The 17,818-nt window shown below is 44.1% G+C and carries 14 protein-coding genes and 1 pseudogene; 10 read left to right on the top strand and 5 right to left on the bottom strand.

Going from position 1 to position 17,818, the window contains the following annotated elements:
- Positions 1-360 precede the first annotated feature (360 nt).
- Positions 361-1,743 carry an alkaline phosphatase family protein gene (locus JUI58_RS04075; RefSeq protein ID WP_204102469.1) on the bottom strand — a complete coding sequence of 461 codons (1,383 nt, stop codon included), beginning with the start codon at positions 1,741-1,743 and terminating at the stop codon, positions 361-363.
- 87 nt (positions 1,744-1,830) lie between these two features.
- Here JUI58_RS04075 and JUI58_RS04070 point away from each other — a divergent pair, with 87 nt between their 5' ends.
- Together JUI58_RS04070 and JUI58_RS27325 are read left to right on the top strand one after the other, a co-directional pair.
- Positions 1,831-2,895 (top strand): D-alanine--D-alanine ligase family protein, encoded by a 1,065-nt coding sequence (locus JUI58_RS04070; RefSeq protein ID WP_204102468.1) that lies wholly within the window; start codon positions 1,831-1,833, stop codon positions 2,893-2,895.
- A gap of 28 nt (positions 2,896-2,923) precedes the next feature.
- Positions 2,924-4,453, top strand: a complete 1,530-nt coding sequence (locus JUI58_RS27325; RefSeq protein ID WP_204102467.1) for a helicase C-terminal domain-containing protein — start codon at positions 2,924-2,926, stop codon at positions 4,451-4,453.
- Between the two features lie 36 nt (positions 4,454-4,489).
- On the opposite strand, the gene JUI58_RS04060 is transcribed toward JUI58_RS27325, so the two are convergent.
- From JUI58_RS04060 to JUI58_RS04045, 4 genes are all read right to left on the bottom strand, one after another.
- Positions 4,490-7,021 (bottom strand): VIT domain-containing protein, encoded by a 2,532-nt coding sequence (locus tag JUI58_RS04060; RefSeq protein ID WP_204102466.1) that lies wholly within the window; start codon positions 7,019-7,021, stop codon positions 4,490-4,492.
- 163 nt (positions 7,022-7,184) lie between these two features.
- On the bottom strand, positions 7,185-7,625 hold the full coding sequence (locus JUI58_RS04055; RefSeq protein WP_204102465.1) for a hypothetical protein: 441 nt from the start codon (positions 7,623-7,625) through the stop codon (positions 7,185-7,187).
- Positions 7,626-7,769: 144 nt separating this feature from the next.
- Positions 7,770-9,158, bottom strand: a complete 1,389-nt coding sequence (locus tag JUI58_RS04050; protein WP_204102464.1) for a hypothetical protein — start codon at positions 9,156-9,158, stop codon at positions 7,770-7,772.
- Positions 9,159-9,257: 99 nt separating this feature from the next.
- Entirely contained in the window at positions 9,258-10,856 is a 1,599-nt protein-coding gene (locus JUI58_RS04045) for a PLP-dependent aminotransferase family protein (protein ID WP_204102463.1), read from the bottom strand.
- A gap of 163 nt (positions 10,857-11,019) precedes the next feature.
- On the opposite strand from JUI58_RS04045, the gene JUI58_RS04040 reads away from it, so the two are divergent.
- From JUI58_RS04040 to JUI58_RS04005, 8 genes and pseudogenes are all read left to right on the top strand, one after another.
- Positions 11,020-11,289 carry a hypothetical protein gene (locus JUI58_RS04040; RefSeq protein WP_204102462.1) on the top strand — a complete coding sequence of 90 codons (270 nt, stop codon included), beginning with the start codon at positions 11,020-11,022 and terminating at the stop codon, positions 11,287-11,289.
- Positions 11,290-11,401: 112 nt separating this feature from the next.
- On the top strand, positions 11,402-11,626 hold the full coding sequence (locus JUI58_RS04035) for a peptidoglycan-binding domain-containing protein (protein WP_204102461.1): 225 nt from the start codon (positions 11,402-11,404) through the stop codon (positions 11,624-11,626).
- Between the two features lie 60 nt (positions 11,627-11,686).
- On the top strand, positions 11,687-13,564 hold the full coding sequence (locus tag JUI58_RS04030) for a hypothetical protein (protein WP_204102460.1): 1,878 nt from the start codon (positions 11,687-11,689) through the stop codon (positions 13,562-13,564).
- Positions 13,565-13,774: 210 nt separating this feature from the next.
- Positions 13,775-15,268 (top strand): UDP-N-acetylmuramoyl-L-alanyl-D-glutamate--2,6-diaminopimelate ligase, encoded by a 1,494-nt coding sequence (locus tag JUI58_RS04025; protein WP_239121258.1) that lies wholly within the window; start codon positions 13,775-13,777, stop codon positions 15,266-15,268.
- 157 nt (positions 15,269-15,425) lie between these two features.
- The gene (locus JUI58_RS04020; protein WP_204102459.1) at positions 15,426-16,853 is read left to right on the top strand and encodes a pentapeptide repeat-containing protein; all 1,428 of its coding nucleotides are present in this window, start codon (positions 15,426-15,428) and stop codon (positions 16,851-16,853) included.
- A gap of 75 nt (positions 16,854-16,928) precedes the next feature.
- Positions 16,929-17,177: a hypothetical protein gene (locus JUI58_RS04015; RefSeq protein ID WP_204102458.1), complete on the top strand. Its 249-nt coding sequence runs from the start codon at positions 16,929-16,931 to the stop codon at positions 17,175-17,177.
- An 88-nt stretch (positions 17,178-17,265) separates the two neighbouring features.
- A pseudogene (locus JUI58_RS27580) lies at positions 17,266-17,403 on the top strand (sugar phosphate isomerase/epimerase); the annotation flags it as partial.
- A gap of 123 nt (positions 17,404-17,526) precedes the next feature.
- Positions 17,527-17,727, top strand: a complete 201-nt coding sequence (locus JUI58_RS04005) for a hypothetical protein (protein ID WP_204102456.1) — start codon at positions 17,527-17,529, stop codon at positions 17,725-17,727.
- Positions 17,728-17,818 lie beyond the last annotated feature (91 nt).

Raw genomic sequence — 17,818 nt, 5'->3', positions numbered from 1 at the left:
GGAGCGATCAGATTCTAGGGAGCGATCAGATTCTAGGGAGCGATCAGATTCTAGGGAGCGATCAGATTCTAGGGAGCGATCAGATTCTAGGGAGCGAGACGCTCCCACTACAATAATATCTGAAATATTCGATAATTGAGGTAGTGCGAGCATCTTGCTCGCTATTTTCACAACAATATCGCTATTTTCACAACAATATCGCTATTTTCACAACAATATCGTTATTTTTCAACAATATCGTTATTTTTCAACAATATCGTTATTTTTCAACAATATCGTTATTTTTCAACAATATCGTTATTTTCACAACAATATCGTTATTTTCACAACAATATCGTTATTTTCACAAATCGGGTTATACTACCAAGCTAATAATTTACCTCGTAATTTGGGAGGTGCAGTAATCTGATAGCGATCTAAAAGTGTGGGTAAAATATCGTAAATACTGGCATCTTGCCAATATTTACCCTCCCCTGGATTTTGAGGATCGTAAAAAATAAACATTCCTTGAGGAGAATGATTTGCATCATCGGGACCCGTATCATTTTCAAGAGTATAAAGAGAATCTACTCCCACCGTCCCCACCGATCGCCAGGCCATGTTTTGTAAATAAACAATTAAATCTGGAGCAATTCCTCGCACTCGTTGATAAATTTGTTGAGGCTTAAAGACCTTAACTCCTAATAGTTTACCCTCGCGATCGCAGATATTTTCTAGTTTTTCTGCTAACTGCGATCGCACTTGTTCATATTCTCCTAAAGGAATTGTGCCTTGTGGTTCTCGTCCCAAAACATTCAGAAAAATCCTACCATAATATCCCCCCGCACCCCAAACTTTAGTTTTGCTCCAATCTACTTCGCAATCATCGAGAGAAGTCGGAGAATTAGGTTGCTGTTTAAAAGCAAGATAGCCTTCGCGATAAAGCCATTCATTCAAACAAAATCCGCCCATTAATGGCTGTCCTCCGTGATCGGAAACCACTAAAACCGCCGTTTCTGTTTCGCAATGAGAGAGCAATTTGCCAATGCAAGTATCAATGTGGCGATAGTAATCAAAGATGGCATCTTTCAAGGGAGAATTAGCTTCATAGAGAGGATGGCGCGGATCCATGTGTTTCCAAAGAGCGTGATGGATGCGATCGACTCCCATTTCTACAAATGTCATCAAATCTGGTTGATATTCCGCTAATAAATAGGCGGCTAAACTAAAAGTTTGCTTGCTCAAAGTATAAATATCTTTTAAGATACGATGTTTGTCAAGAGAGCGAAAATTGGGTACATCGAAGAGATAGCGATCGAAGAGATGGTTAATTTGTGATTTTAATCCCAAAGGATGGGTAAAATCTGACTCAGTATTGGGAGTGAGAAAGGAAGAAATTAACACCCCATTCACCAGTTTAGGGGGATAAGTTCCCGGTACCCCTAACACCGCAACTTTCCAACCCGCATCCCCTAAAATATCCCAAAGGCGAGGAACTTTGACAAAACTACCATTGGCGATCGCCATTTTCCCATAACTGCGATCGGCGCGGTTGCGAAAGCCATAAATCCCCAATTCACCGGGATCTCGTCCGCTCATCATACAATTCCAAGCGGGGACCGTAATGGCAGGAATACAGCTTTCTAGCTTCCCATAAGTACCAATAGACATTAAGCGAGACAAATTTGGTAAATCCTCTCGCCATTGGTCAAAAATCAAAGAGGGTTCCGCGCAGTCAAGACCGATAATAATTAATTTGGGCATTTTGGCAATGAACAATAAACAACGATCGATTATCAATGAACACCGATCGATTATCATGGTTTTGGCGAGCATTGACAGGGCAAAATTATGACAAAACTGCGGGTTGGGCTTTTATTTGGCGGACGGTCTGGAGAACATGAAGTTTCAATAAGTTCGGCGATCGCGATCGCCAATGCTCTCTGTAGCGGCGAAAATCAAAATCGCTATGATTTCTACCCCTTTTACATTCAAAAGGATGGTGTTTGGCAAAATACAGTAACCTCCCGCATCGTCCTCGACTCGGGTAAACCCCTTCCCGTCGAAACTGCAAACCCTGCTCAACTTTGGCAATTTCCCCCTGAAGCAGCACAAATGGAGGTTTGGTTTCCCATCCTCCACGGTCCCAATGGCGAAGATGGCACCATGCAAGGGCTATTAACCCTAATGCAGGTTCCCTGGGTCGGCAGTGGCGTGCTAGGGTCTTCTGTGGGCATGGATAAGCTAATGATGAAAATGGCCTTTGCTTATGCAGGTTTACCTCAAGTGAAATATATGGGGGTGAGGCGATCGCAAATTTGTTCAGATGCTGATGTCCTTCCCAAACTCTGGGACGACATTGAAGGGGCGATCGGTTATCCCTGTTTTGTCAAACCCGCTAATTTAGGCTCTTCTGTGGGTATTGCTAAAGTAAGAAACCGTAAGGAACTCGAAGCGGCTTTAAATAGTGCCGCCAGCTATGATCGCCGTATTATTATCGAGGAAGCAATTTCTGGGATTCGTGAGGTTGAATGTGCGGTTTTAGGTAATGGCGATCCAAAAACATCAGTTATAGGAGAAATCACCTATGATAGTGATTTTTATGATTATGAAACGAAATATACTGAAGGTTTAGCCGGGTTGAAAATTCCTGCCCCTTTACCCGAGGAAGTCGCGACCAAAATTCGGGAAATGTCAAGGCAGGCACTAGCCGCCGTCGATGCCAGGGGATTATCTAGAGTAGACTTTTTCTATGTAGAATCAACGGGAGATATTTTCATTAATGAAATAAACACCCTGCCAGGTTTTACCGCCACCAGTATGTATCCTCGCCTTTGGGATGCTGCCGGAATTCCCTTTCCCGAACTTGTTCATCAACTGATTCAGTTTGCCCGAGAACAGAGTAATTTTCAGTAATTTTCATTTGTAATTTTCATTTGTCAATGTGACCATAGAAGCCCGAGTTCACCATTCTCTACTCACCTTTTTACGCCGTCAAGGACAACCCTACTGGCAGCATCATTTAACGATGGCGAGGTTGGTGGCGCGATCGCTACGATTGGGACGCTCTATACTCTTACAAACGGGATGCGCTACGGAAACCTATTGTTTTAGTTATCTCAGTTCGGCGCTACTTTGGGATAATGCTGTTATTTTGGTCGCACCACCAATTCTCCAACAGAAATTATTGCAAGATTGTCTTCCCCAACTCCTACAAGGACTGGAAATTGATAAGGAGATATCAGTAGGCGATCGCCTCCCATCCAGCAGCTTTAAGGGGCTGCTTTTCACCTCACCTCAATCCTGGTTGCGCGATCGCCTCTACGCAGAAAACCGTTTTCCCGAGCTTATTCCTACCCTGATCGATCCCGCAGATGACTGGGAAGAGTGGACGCGGGAACAATTAACGGTACGAATTCCCCCAGAATATTGGCCAGAGTTAATCAGGAGTTTTCCCGATCGCCAACTCTTCATTAATCAAACCCGCGATCGCTTGGCTGAAAATTTCTGCCAGCGTCCTCAAAATCCTCACAATTGCTATGCGATCGACCCTGAAGATTCAGAATTATTAGAGACTTTGTTTGCAGAAATAGAGGGTAACTCTTGTCCGGCAACATGGCAGAGATTTAGGCAAACTTGGCAGCAAGAAGGAGGATTAAAATGGCTCTCTGCTACCCAAACCCGCAGGCAATTTACCCTCAACATTGCACCAATTGAAGTGGCAACCGCCCTGGAAAAAGTTTGGCAAAAACAGCCTATTGTCCTCATGGGAGGGTTCTTAGACTGGGATGCAAAAGCCCCCATTTATCGCCAACAATTGGGATTAGGGGATCTCACCTGCGTGCAGTTTTCCCCCCATCGTCAAAGCGAGTGCATTCAACTCTATCTCCCCGATCGCCTTCCTCTCCCCAATACTAAAGAATTTCAAAACGCTCTTTTGCAGCAAGTAGTCCGCTTGTGCCGTGGGGGAATGCTAGGACAACGCTACCAACATCGCCACCAACCCGAATGGATCTCTGCAATGAAACGTCCGGCGATCGTTTTAGTGGAAGATACTCCCTTAAGAATGCAAGTGGGAGTCACGTTAGCGGCAGAATTTGGCTCCGGGGTGCAGGTCGAAGATACTAATCTTACTTCTGATGGTATTTTAGTCAGTGGTTGGGAATTTTGGCGATCGCGTCAAGATATTCTACCTACCCCTCAACTCCTGATCGTGGCAACTTTACCTTTTCCTTCTACGGAAAATCCCCTTGTTGCTGCGAGAGTCGCCTACTATAAACATCGTCATCAAGATTGGTTTCGCAACTATATGTTACCTGTCGCCCTGCGAGAGTTACAACGGGCGGTGTTACCTTTGCGAGATTCCCAGGGTGTTGTAGCGCTGCTAGATAATCGCGTTAATCATCGCAGCTATGGTAATAGGATTTTAGCAGCTTTAGAACCTTTAGCCAGAATTAATTATATTGATTGGTAAGGGTTTTCTAAGCAGAAAACCCTTACTATTCACTGTTTAACGGACGCGCAATTTAATTGCGTAAGTCCCGCTTATTCCCTGGGGAGGAGACCATGTTAGTAAACGACGACGAATTTCATTAATGAGGGTTTTTTCTGTCACCGTCGAAGCCACATCATCGAGGATAGCGAGTTCAATTCGTCCGTTACGAAGACGCAATTCAAAAATCAATTCTCCACGGACACCATTGGGGATGGAAATATTGTGAAGATATTGATTTAAAGCGTCAATTGTAGCGCGATCGAATCCATTGGCCTCGATAACCTCTAAGGATAAAACAATTGCTTGTTCCTCGGTTTCTTGAGGCTGTTGAGAGGGTGTACCATCAATAATAAGAGCAGGATCCACAGGTTGATTTTGTTCGCGATCGCGTCGGTTTTGTCGGTATTGAGGGCTAGGACTAGGACGATTTACCCCTCCTAAAGTCCGTCCCGATGGCGCAGATACAGAGGGTGGTGGGACTGCTGAAGCAGGAGTTCCACGAGAAGTAAATCCCCCATAAGTATCATTAAGTTTCTCACCTGAGTCGCCAAAAATGCCTTCAAAACTCACACCTTCGGGTAATTCTACCGGAACATCTACTCTGCGTCGCGTGCCGTCGGGATCGACGCGAATTTCCTCACTCACGGCGACAAAGGCAGTGTATTGGGACAGTAAACGATAAGTGAGGGCAGTATTGGTAATGGCTTCTACTCCCGAGATGGTTTCTCCCCCTATCATTTGGGACATAATTTCTTTGATTTGCGATCGCCCCCACAGTTGCGCGATGGCCAAATTCCCTTCATTATTAAAGTTCACCGCAATAGTTTTATCATAGCGTCGTCCTCCGGCTGCAACTCCTGTAACTCTCAATTTACCGTTAGTGCGATCGCCTTTACGTCCAAATAAAACTAAAGGTTGGTTAGCAAATAAATCCGGCAAAAATTGAGGATAAATATCAGGAGAATCTCCTCCACCTTCCCAACTAACGCTAATATTAGTTAAGACGGGATTATTAATGTGTTGAAAAAACTTTTCAACTGTTTCTTGACTAGGTTCATCTTGACGAATCACTTGCATGGTTCCTCGTCCAACTTCTGCAAGGCGATCGAGTAAAAAGCGATTGACGGAACTTCCCACACCAAAACTATAAAGGCGATTGCCATATTTTAATTCATCGCGAACTCGGGCGATAATTTCGTTATCATTGCCGATATAACCATCGGTGAGTAAGACTATACTTCGCAAGCGTCCTGCGGGGGCTGAGGGATAGTTTAAGACGGCATTAATGCCATTTAGTAGTTCTGTGCCGCCATTTCCTTCTAAGGCTTCTACATAGTCTAAAGCGCGATCGCGGTTTCTTTTTGTATTCGCTAAAGGAGTGGGAGAAAGTGCTTGAGCCGTATTGGCAAAATCGATAACCGTAAAGGTATCATTGGGGTTTAAACCGTTAATAAAACGCCGCATCAGTTCCTTAGATTTGGCGATCGGTTCCCCGGCTTGAGAACCGGAAGTATCCATCAGAAAAACCACATCTTTCGGTACGATCTCGTTAGTTTTGTATTCAATTGCGGGGACGAGATAAAGGGCAAAATGGCCGCCTTTTTCATCTGCTTGAGTTAATACTGTGGCTTGAGTTTCTTTCCCCGAGACTCGATAGCGCAAGATTAAATCTTTGTTGGGAATATTATCTTCTGGGTTTAATTTAACCTCAACAATATCGCCGCGATTGTTGGTAATTATTTTGTGAGAAGGAGAGCGCACATTCTGCACTAATCCCCCCGCGTCTAATTCCACTGTTACCCCAATATCGTGACCCGATCGCGTACCTGGAGGCAAAACAGGAGGGGTAATTCTCGAGGCATCTGGGACGCGATCGCTATCTTGTCCCCAGTTTTCGCGGGTCGGATCGGGGGCACGTATGGGGAGGTTAATGGGTGTACCGGGAATGTAGCGCGGTCCCACTACCATCGGGAAAACAAACTCGTAATCGCCTCCCTCAAAAGTGAGGCTATCGGTGTAGCGAATAGTTACATCAATTTTTTCCCCTGGTTTAATATTAGCGAGGGATTGAGTAAATATGTTAGCGCGTTCTTGTTCGAGAAGTCCAGCCGTTCGTCCTTCTCTCCTCGCTTGTTCGTAGATTTCTCTCGCTTCTTCTCGCTTTTTAATATCTCCCTTAATAATGCGATCGCCGATCTTGATTTCCATGTCATCCACAGCCGCTTCATCGGGTAAAGGGAAGACATAAACCGCTTCTAAAGGGTCACTAAAGGGGTTTTCAAAGGTTTGCGTAACTTCGACTCGGGAAACATTCCCCGAAACCTTGGCTTTAACTTCCGTGTGTTTGAGGGGAAATACACGGGGTTCTCCCTCCTCTGAAAGGACAAATAAACCGCTTGTGGGGGCAGATGGGGCAGCATTTCGCATACTATCGGTAGGTAATGAGTTAGGGGCAGATCTAGAGGGTGTTTGGGCGATCGCCACGGAAGTAGTTCCACCAAGACCAACTAAAAATAGCGTCAGAGACAGAAACAGGGTTGCATTCATCGATTTAACAAGAAATGAAGGACAACAGAGAAAAGCAAAGATTGGATTTCCCTTAACGTACCTTGACACGAATTATATTCTCTAGAAGTCTCGGTTTCGGTTTTGGTAACAATCTTCATCCCTCCTCCCTCATTATTCCTCCTCCCTCATTATCCCTCATCATTCATTTCCCTTGACAATAACCATTAATGCCATTAACCAACTCTTGTTCAGGTTGTGTTGCACGTTGTAAATTAGCAAGGGCTGCTTCTGCGCCAGGACGATCTTTCTTGTCGAATGCTTCAACAAAAGTACGAGTTGCACCAGATGTCTCTGTATACATGGTAATGAATCCCGTTTGAAATTTTTGCAGGGTTTCATCTGATAATTCTAGTGCCTGCATATTGCGAGAGGCTTGTTCCATTGCATCGGCTGCTTGTAACATGGCTTGAGGTTCGTTCGTCTGCCCTTCATTGGTGAGTTTCTTTGCTTCTTCTACGGCACCATTAGCAATCTCGATCACGCTGTTACATTGGACAATTTTGCTTGTCCCGCAACCTGAAGCTAGGAAGAGAACGATAGCACTGAGAGAAGCGATCGCACTAGACTGAGGCAAACAACGCATTTCCAAATCTCCTATGATGAATTTGCATGATTCCATCGTTGATTCTAGCGTTATTATTCGAGGAATGGGGTATTGAGAATGAGAAACAATGCGGGAAACAGGAAAAGTATCGCTTATCTTTGCTTCCGATCATTCTTTCTCCCTTTAATTCAGATGGACTGCGGGAGAAATTCTGTTCAAGTTGATGGTATAGTGGCCGACTATCGAGATGCGTTCGTAGGAAAGTAAGTAGAAGTGAACTAAATCTGGATTAACAGCATCTCGGTGCATCACCATGCCATTAATTCCGACATCATGACGATAATCGATGATGCGATCGTTTTCATTAAAAAGGGCGCTAAAGAGGGGACTTTTGACTGGAGGATTTTGTTTTAATTCCTCATAATCTTGTGTAAAGGGAGTACCGTATCCGAGGGGCATATACAAGCCTTGAGAATAATCTTGAGATGATAATTGTGGTAAAGATTTTAAATCAACACCACTAACCACTAATTTACGAGTTTTTCCCGCTTCATTTTGGAAATAGAAATCGATTTCTTGTAAAGTTTTGTCAGATAAAGGAGATTCGATCTCTTTGACAACTGCATCGGTAAGATTGGCGATTTCACTGTAATTGCTTTTCCATAAGCGATCGGCGTTGTAAATACCTGGAGTCACAAAACTTTGAAATTGCACTTTAGAATGACGAATATCAGACCATGTTTGCCAATCCTGTTGCGTATCATCTACGATTAAGTTGGCTTTCTGTTTTTGTTCTGCAACGATAAAAAGTGTTTCGTTTTTTAAGTCATTGACGGCTACTTTTCGTTCGTTTTTTACCGATCGTAGTGTAGAGAAGTCAAGGGTTTGACCTTTAAAAAATGTCGTTCCAGGATACCATGATTCAATGCCTTGTGCGTACTGCCAATAGGAATCTTTATTCACTGTTTCAACAAAATCTTTATAACTCCCTCGGGGAAAATCAAAGAAGCCTTGATATATTTTCTTCGCTGCCCCATTTTCTTCTGCAAATACTGCTATTTCCCAGTAACCTGCCCCCAAACAATTGTTCGTTAAATGAACAGAAAGATTATTCGCTTTCAGTTGCCGATCGCCCTTAACTTGCAGGTGAGGAGAGTCTGCTTGAAAGACAACACGCTGGCGATTAAATTCTCGCTCTAGAATAAACCATTTGACCAATTCTGCATTGCCTTTAGCTGATTCTGGGGCAGTAGGAATCATTAAACTCAGGTCAATATCATTGAGGGCGATCGCGATCGTTTCTCCTTCTTTTTGCAGTTCAAAGTCGAGATTATAGTGCAAATTTTCTTCAGTCGTAGATTGTAAAGAAATATTTTTCACAGAATAACCAGAATCTTGTACTTCTTCGTAGCTAATGGCAATTTGCTGTAAATTTGTCTTACCGTAGCTTATTTGATAAATTCCTGCACTGGCTAATAGCATACTTAAGGTAATTCCTCCTGCAATTCCTGCGGTTTTCCAGTTGGTCAATTCTTGAACAATTTTTGCAGAAAAGGTAGATACATAAGACATGGTTGCGAACTCCTGAGAAAAGAGAAACTGTGTTAGTTGCTTACATTTCTAGAATCCACTATTTACAAGGGATTCTACAAGATCGCAATGGGTTCGTTCTCAGGATATTCTCAGGGATTTTTCAGCGATCTCTAACCGATCTTGCCATTTACCGACAATTGTGTTAGGGAATTTTTCTCTGAAACCCAAAGTAAAGGAATTTGGCACTATCCCGCAAATCGAAGCTGAAGGCGATCGAGATAACATTGTTATTTCCAGTTGCTGTTTAGCTAATTGTCCGAGGGTTTGCATAGCGCGATCGATCGCCGGGGACCAAGCAATGGCTGTATTTAAACGAAAACAGTTTTGATAATACTTACCAGAAACAGAAAACATGACACCAGGTGCAATACTAATTTTGTGAGCCAGTGCTTGGTGATAAAGTTGCAAAGAATCAAAACCCGCCGGCATTTCCAACCATAACACATGACCGCCATTCGGTTGAGTAACGCGAGTTTCTGTGGGAAAATAATCGCAAATTGCCTGTAAGATTCGATTCATTTGGCTTTGATAAGCGTGACGCAATTGACGGAGATGCCGATCGCAGCCCCCATTGGCCAAAAATTCCGCAACAGCAAGTTGAGGAGGAATAGAAGTACTTTGATTGATGATAGCCTTAACCCGAGCAATGCGATCGCCATAGCGTCCCCCCGCACACCAACCGATCCGCAAACCAGGAGAGAGAATTTTACTCACAGAGGAACAGTAAATGATACGATGTTCGGTATCGAAGGCTTTAATGGCTTTGGGACGACTACCGCTAAAATAAATTTCCCCATAAACATCATCTTCAATCAGAGGGATATCGTATTCATTCAAAAGTTCCACAAGCTGCTTTTTCTTAGCATCATCCATACAACTGCCAATCGGATTATTAAAGTTAGCAATAATTAAACAGGCTTTTATTTGTCGCTTTTGTAAGGATTCTTTTAAATGAGATAAACTAATGCCTTCACGAGGATGAGTTGGTAAAGCTAAAGCATTGAGTTGTAAGGTTTTCATCGCCTCGAGTATCCCAAAGTAAGTGGGAGATTCGATCGCAATGGTATCCCCAGGTTGAGTAATCGCTTGTAGAGCTAGATAAATCGCTTCCATCGCGCCATTTGTGATAGTGATGCGATCGGGATGAACAGAACATCCTGCATCTAGCATTCGTTTAGCAAGTTCCGATCGCAGAGATAGACAACCGAGAGCGCTACCATAGGAATGAGCAAGCACAGAATTTTCCCGCAACATTTTGCTCATCAAGCGATTTAGTTTCGCTAAAGGAAGATGTTCAATCGCAGGAATAGCTGCTCCTAACTGGATGGTATCAGAATCTCGTATCCTTTCCATTACTTGAAAAGCGAGGGAGATATCAATCGGACTTGCTTCTTGAGGAGGTGAAGTCTCAGAGGGTTCTCGAGGCAAATTTAGGGCAGTTTGTTTAACATAGTAGCCGGATTGGGGACGCGGAACAATGAATCCGCGATCCTCGAGCAGTCGATAGGCTTCGAGGACAGTGGAAGTACTCACGGAGAGTTGTTCTCGCAGTTTGCGAATGGAAGGAAGACGATCACCTGGTTTGAGGGTGCCTTCTAGAATCGGTTTTTGTAGGCGATCGGCGACTTGTTCGTACAAACTTTGGTCTGAGGAGAGGGTGATCGGGGTGATTTTCATAAATACAATTTGAGGATTTTTTAACCAGAACAGTTTACAAAAAACAAACTGTATACAATACAATTTATCGTAATTGTCTCTGTTCGGATCGTAATTTGTCGATGAGAATACATAAAGAAGCCAAATTTATTTAGACCATTTAACTCGTTCTGAGGTGCTATTCATGAGAAATTATGACCTTTATGCCCAACTTGAACTCATTCCTAACCATCGCCCCAGCTTTGCTGATGTAGTGAAAAAAAAGTTGGCTGGTTTTGGGAAATCTTTCTTAAACTTTTTATCAGGTTCGATGCAGCCGCGTATTACTGAAGGTCGCGATCGCCAAGGAAACCTCTATTTTCGAGTTTACGATCCTTGCGATCATTCTCGTCACACTTTCGCGTCTGAAATGGAAGTACGAGTATGGTTAGAGCAAAGGTATTATCAACCTTGAGTGCGATCGCAATAACGCCAATCCATTTCAGGCGATCGCTCCCTATTGACGATTCCGGTGCAGGGTGATTACCCTAGAGTAGAAAATCCAGTTTTTTGAAGGAGTCTATTTTATGTTGTCAGTAGGTAGTAGCGGTGCAGAAGTTGTTGCGTTGCAAGAGTTTATCAATCAACAAACTCAAACCCCCGACATGGTTTCTGTAGATGGTATCTTCGGTCCAGCGACTCAAGCCGCAGTTCAGAATTTTCAGGCCGCAGTCGGGTTAAGTCCCGATGGTATTGTCGGTCCTAATACCTACGCAACTATGTCGGCTTATGGTTTTGCGGGGATCTGTTAGAGATCGCGCCTTCTCATCCCTGCAATCTCATTCACAATACGCAATAGTAACAATAAAATAATGGCTGTTATTGACGACGCGATCGCCGCTTACGAAACGGCGCTAGTTGCCTTAGAAAATGCTTCTCCCGACCCCTCTTTTGAGCAAATTGTAGCCACACTAATCGCTCGGGATGGTGTAGAGAAAAAACGGCAAATGGATCAAGCCCCTGCGGGAGAAACCTATGCCAAATTGATTAGTTTAGACGAACGCCTGAAAGCACAAAGAGAACACATTGTTCGTGATGGTAATCTGGAGGAATGGAAAACCAGCGTTAACGCTCTCCCCGCACAATGGTGGTGGAACCTTAACGACCTCGATCCTCTCTTTAATAAGGCGATCGCTCGCTACGATCGCGCTTTGAGTATGATTAAAGATAGTCGCTCCCCAGAAGAAGAAGAACTCCTGGAAGCACTATTAGCGCGAGATGAAGTTGAAGATGCGATCGCCGCTAGCTTCCAAAATCAACCAGTTCCCGAAAAATTGGCCAAAAAACTGATCGATCTTGATCGCCAGTTAAAACGCCATCGGTTAGCGCTCAATTTTAATAACCAATTATCTCAGTGGAAGCGCAGTTTAAAGCGCGAGAATTCCTGGTGGTGGAACCTCAAACCCGAACTTCTCGGCTCAGAAGAAGATCCCCCTTCCCCTCGAGATTGGGTTATAACCGGATTGGCGATCGGTGCATTGGGTATTGCAGCCAGTTTCATCCTCAGTACAGCGCAAACCTTCTCAAAGGAAGTAGAGGGAGTACAAACCGATGCAGCGCAAAACCTCGCCACCGTCCTACAAGTGGTGGGTTTGGGAACAGCAGGAGCCGGGGCATTGACCAAAAAAGGACAAGAAACCATTGAAAAAATGGTCACAGTCTTGCGCTTACCCTCCAATTTACACGCCCCTGCCGCCTTGGGTATTGCCGGGGGACTGATGACGGTGACGGGGTTGATTAACGCCAGTTTGCCAGCTTGGGGGGGGTGGTACATTGCTCAGGGGCAGAACTTCGAGAAAAATAACGAGCTTATTAAGGCACGGGATAGTTATCTGCAAGCCAGCAAATTCGTGCGATCGGCAGATGATCAAGCCAAACTCACCCTAGGATTAGGGAAAATCAACGAGCGTCTCGGTCGCTATGATAAAGCCGAACAAGAGTACGAAAAAGCGCGACTGCTCAACGATCCTACTGCTATGAATGCTCTCGGTCGCATTCTCCTCATTCAGGAGTTAAGCCAACAAGGACAATTAGCCCTACCCAAAAAAGTCGTCATCAATGCTGAATCTCTTTTTGGACGAGCGCAGGAAACGTTATTGCTCGAACAGAGTAAAATTGAAAACCTGATTACCAACGATCCCGAAAAAGCATTGATTTACATTGATACTCAAATCAATAAGGGGATATTGGAATGGTTCAAGGTTAAATGGCCGCGGCAACCAGGATTACCCCTACTCAGTGCTGCTCCAGCATCGGGGATCGTACCTCAAGCCGTTGCCGTTGAACCTGTTCCCCAAGGTTCTTCCGATCCTGTCCAATTCACTCGGGATAATGAAGAGAACTTTTTTAGCGCTCTCGCGAATAACAACGAAGCTGTGGTTTATTTGCAAGCACTACGGGATCAGCATGGCGATCGCAAGGATATCGCGGCTAAAATTGACGAACTCGAAACGCGAGCGCTCTGTTTGCGTGATTCTGCTGCTCTTGTGACGATCGCCTTGGGTCTTCAGCAATTCAGCCAAGAAGAATCCTCGGGGGTTTATCATTGTGTGGCCGATGCTAACCCCAGTCGCTATGTTGTTTCCCCAGAAGATACTCTCATCATCCAAACAGTCAGAGATGCTCTACCGGTTACGAAAGAAGATATTTACAATGCCTTTCGTAACTTGACCCAAGGCTATCAGCCTTAAATCTACATTCACAAGAAAAAGAACGAGACATTGAGAGCGCCAAAATTTTTTAGGAGAATAAAACAATGGATGTGCTGACGGATGAATTAATGGTCGGTTAAGAACTGGAAACTATCTGCCCTCAAATTTGGGGGCAGATTTTGAGATTATTGATAATTCATGAGCGATCGCAGATAATCGATTGTTAACCCATTGCCAGTTAACTCAATCATGAAATTAAAAGAATTACTAGCCAATATCCCCGAAATCCAACAATTACCCGAACATTCTGCCTTAGAAACCGATGTTACGGGACTCTCAACCAACTCCCATACTTGCAAAGCGGGGGATTTATTTATCGGAATGCCAGGGACTCGAGTGGATGGGGGAGAATTTTGGGATAGCGCGATCGCCTCGGGGGCGATCGCTGCCTTAATTACGCCCCAAGCTGCGGCCAAGCGTCCTCCCACAGATAATGCTTGTCTCATTCAAGGGGAAAATATTGCCGTCACCTGTGCCAAAATAGCAGCAAAATTCTATAATTATCCGACTCAACAATTAAAGGCGATCGGCGTAACGGGAACGAATGGGAAAACCACCACAACTCATTTAATCGAGTTTTTCCTGCATTGTACCCAGTCCCCCACCGCCTTACTCGGCACCCTTTACACGCGCTGGCCGGGATACGAAAAAACCGCAGTGCATACGACTCCCTTTGCCATCGACCTACAGCAACAACTCGCTGCAGCCGTTAAGGGAGGAAGTGAATATGCAGTCATGGAAGTGAGTTCCCATGCGCTAGACCAAGGGCGAGTCAAAGAATGTAGCTTTGAAGTGGGAGTTTTTACTAATCTCACGCAAGATCATCTTGATTATCATGCGACAATGGAAGACTATTTTGAGGCCAAAGCACTATTATTTAGTGAAGAATACCTGAAAGGACGAGGAATTATCAACTTAGACGATCCCTACGGAAAACGCTTAATCGATCGCCTACCCAGCGATCGCGTTTGGAGTTACAGTATTGCCGATTCTAGCGCCGACTTGTGGATCAGCAATATCACTTATAAAGCCAATGGCGTTAAAGGAACTTTGCATACTCCTAAAGGTGAAATTCCTTTTCAATCTCCCCTCGTCGGTCAATTTAATTTGGCAAACCTCCTCGCAGCCCTGGGAACCGTCCTGCATTTTGGTATAGAATTAGAGGAAATTATTCCCCATTTACCAACATTTTCCGGAGTTCCAGGACGCATGGAACGAGTGCAAATTGACCCCGATCAAGATATTAGCGTCATTGTCGATTATGCCCACACTCCCGACAGTTTAGAAAATATGTTAAAAGCAGCGCGTCCCTTTATTCCAGGTAAAGCGATCTGCGTCTTCGGTTGCGGCGGCGATCGCGATCGCACCAAACGTCCCAAAATGGGTAAAATTGCCGCAGAATTAGCCGATCTTGCCGTCGTTACTTCCGATAATCCCCGTACAGAAGACCCCGAAGGCATTTTAAAAGATATTTTAGAAGGGATTCCTTCGGAAATAAAATTGATTGTTGAAGGCGATCGCGCTGAAGCCATTCGCACGGCAATTATAAACGCAAAACCAGGGGACGGAGTATTAATTGCCGGAAAAGGTCACGAAGACTATCAAATTTTAGGCACCGAAAAAATTCATTTTGACGATCGCGAACAAGCCAGAGAAGCCCTACAATTAAGACACAAAAAATAACCTCCTAGAGTAGAGGCGTAATGTTTGCGCCTCTATCCCCAAAAACATCAAACCGATCCGCCGAACTCTCAGAGGGAAGATGATGAACAGCAGTAACGTAAATCTGTTTCCTTCCCATGATAGATTGGTGGTATTGGATTTCTAGGCTCAAAATCCCATGCACCAGAGAATTTTTGCCGTATTGCGCGATCGCCTTCCCTCGTTGAAAAAAAGAACATTTTACGCGCTTCTCTTTCTGATTACCTTTGTCGCGATCGCCGGGGCAACCCCAGCCGCGATCGCCTATAGCCGCAGAGATTTAGCGCAGCTAAAAGAGGAAAAAGCCTGTATTGGTTGTAATCTTCGCCGGGCCCCCCTCGGAGGGGAAGATTTGCGCGGCGCAGATATTGAAGATGCAGATCTCTTGCAGGCAGATTTTAAAGGGGCAAAATTAGAAGGGGTGAATTTATTAGGAGCAAATTTGCGTCAAGCCGATTTCCGTAATTCTAATTTGGGTGCAGCAAATATGGAAGGGGCAAATTTGCAACAAGCACAACTCCCCGGCGTTTATATGTATCGGGTGAATTTAAAAAATGCAGATCTCCAACAAGCAAATTTAGAACGGGCAAATTTGACGGGGGCGAATTTAACCTTTGCTAATTTGACGGAAGCGAATATTGAAGATGGAACCTTAAAAAGTGCCAATTTCACCGAAGCTAATTTAGCATTAGCTAATTTAAGTAATGCCAATTTGAAGAGTGCGAATTTGTCCGGTGCGAGTTTAGTGGGGGCAAATCTACTTAGAACAACCCTACAAGATACCAATTTGCAAGGGACTCATTTAGGAGGAGCAAATCTATTTCGGACGAACTTTAAAGGCAGTCAAATTAGCAGCGAAACGGTTTTAGATAGTAAGTGGCTGTTAGTTTGGGAATTGGTCAATCAAAGAGTATTGGGACGAGAATTGGCGGGAGTCGATCTCAGTGGTGCGAATTTAGAGGGGGTGAATTTAGAAGGTGCAGATTTAGAAGAAGTGAACTTTGAAGGGGCGTATCTTTTTAATATTAAATTACGGGGTGCTAATCTCAAGCGAACGAATTTTGAATCGGCGTTACTGGTCTATGCGAATATGGATAATACGGATTTAACTGCTACGAATTTTATTGGCGCAGAATTACGCCATAGTGATTTGCGCGGTGCTGATTTAACGGGGGCGCATTTTGAAAATACAATCTTAACGGATGTAGATTTACGGGGTGCAAATTTAACTTTGGTGGACTTTCGAGGGGCAATGATTAATCCTGGTACATTAATTGAGGCGCGATCGGAACGAGTAGCAGAATTGGTGAATGAAGGGACGGAAGATAAAAATTTTCAGGATGCAGATTTATCTTATGCTTATTTAGTAGGAATGGATTTGCGAAATGCCATTTTAACTGGGGCTAATTTAGAGGGGGCAAATTTAGAAGGGGCAGATTTAACCGGGGCGAGGTTAGTCGATACGAATTTGAGAGATGCAAATTTAGAAGATGCTATTTTAGAGAATGTTTTCTTCTGTCGCACGATTATGCCCGATGGAGAAGTGACACCTTGCGATCGCAGATAAGTTTTTATTCACCTGATAAACAAATTTATCTGGCACTTAAAGATATAGAAATTAAACCGGGACAATCCTATTTTTATGAAAATATTAGTTGTACCAAAGCCCATTGTTTGGGTAACTTTTGAGTATATTTGCCGCCCTACTGAGAAGCATCGTTCTGTTCCTCGCCATAGTGACTTTTGGATTGGACTCTATGGCTTTCTTTGGGTTGAGTCCATGGAACTTTGGTCAGACCTTGCCACTCTTTTGATGAATCTTAAATCTCATAAGCGTCTCTATTTTCAGAAAGGACTGCACGCTCTAACCCTTATAAAATCGGCTTTATAGCTTGCTTGTCACCCCTCAAGTCTAATTCACTTGATTTACTGCGGCTTTAAGGGGTTAAATTATGATGGGTTCTATTGTCATTCCCTATGGCGCTTTGCATACCAGTTGGCTATCTTGGCAATCTTTCCTAGAACCCATTTTACAAGTCTATCAAGGACCGATCGCCGTAGAAATCTTTAATGCTATTCCCGCTTTTGCGAACTCCCTACGCTTGACGCGACACAAGTTAATGATAATTCAATTATTATCCAAACACAGACCACTAGGCACGTAACTTGTGAAATATAAAATCGTATTTTTGGGATTATCGCTCTTCCTCTACGGCATAGCACTCGCGCTACCTTGCCTTTTGTTTAATGTCGTTACCATCGACGCGGCAACGGTGAGTCCCTCTGACCCTAATGACATTTATGCCATGAAGGGGATTGAACTGACCTTCTTTGGCATTATTGGACTACTTTTTTTGCAAATTCCGGCGATTGGTTGGTTCGCCAATCCCATCTATTGGTTGTGCTGCATCACTTTTATGCTACAGCATTATAGGGTTTGAACGCTCCCCAACCAAATCAAAGATTATGGTTGGGGATTCTTTCAGCTACGAGAGACCTCGTAGCGTTCCCAGAACAACTGGCGTTCTCAGT

Source organism: Spirulina sp. CCY15215 (genome assembly GCF_016888125.1).
Lineage (GTDB): Bacteria > Cyanobacteriota > Cyanobacteriia > Cyanobacteriales > Spirulinaceae > CCY15215.
Note: the sequence above shows the minus strand (reverse complement) of the source record. Positions and strands in the feature narration are given on the sequence as shown.

Excerpts from the sequence above, each read along its gene's own strand:
- JUI58_RS04075 (WP_204102469.1), bottom strand. The coding sequence starts at position 1,743 with ATGCCCAAATTAATTATTATCGGTCTTGACTGCGCGGAACCCTCTTTG.
- JUI58_RS04070 (WP_204102468.1), top strand. The coding sequence starts at position 1,831 with ATGACAAAACTGCGGGTTGGGCTTTTATTTGGCGGACGGTCTGGAGAA.
- JUI58_RS04060 (WP_204102466.1), bottom strand. The coding sequence starts at position 7,021 with ATGAATGCAACCCTGTTTCTGTCTCTGACGCTATTTTTAGTTGGTCTT.
- JUI58_RS04055 (WP_204102465.1), bottom strand. The coding sequence starts at position 7,625 with ATGCGTTGTTTGCCTCAGTCTAGTGCGATCGCTTCTCTCAGTGCTATC.
- JUI58_RS04050 (WP_204102464.1), bottom strand. The coding sequence starts at position 9,158 with ATGTCTTATGTATCTACCTTTTCTGCAAAAATTGTTCAAGAATTGACC.
- JUI58_RS04045 (WP_204102463.1), bottom strand. The coding sequence starts at position 10,856 with ATGAAAATCACCCCGATCACCCTCTCCTCAGACCAAAGTTTGTACGAA.
- JUI58_RS04040 (WP_204102462.1), top strand. The coding sequence starts at position 11,020 with ATGAGAAATTATGACCTTTATGCCCAACTTGAACTCATTCCTAACCAT.
- JUI58_RS04035 (WP_204102461.1), top strand. The coding sequence starts at position 11,402 with ATGTTGTCAGTAGGTAGTAGCGGTGCAGAAGTTGTTGCGTTGCAAGAG.
- JUI58_RS04030 (WP_204102460.1), top strand. The coding sequence starts at position 11,687 with ATGGCTGTTATTGACGACGCGATCGCCGCTTACGAAACGGCGCTAGTT.
- JUI58_RS04025 (WP_239121258.1), top strand. The coding sequence starts at position 13,775 with ATGAAATTAAAAGAATTACTAGCCAATATCCCCGAAATCCAACAATTA.
- JUI58_RS04020 (WP_204102459.1), top strand. The coding sequence starts at position 15,426 with ATGCACCAGAGAATTTTTGCCGTATTGCGCGATCGCCTTCCCTCGTTG.
- JUI58_RS04015 (WP_204102458.1), top strand. The coding sequence starts at position 16,929 with ATGAAAATATTAGTTGTACCAAAGCCCATTGTTTGGGTAACTTTTGAG.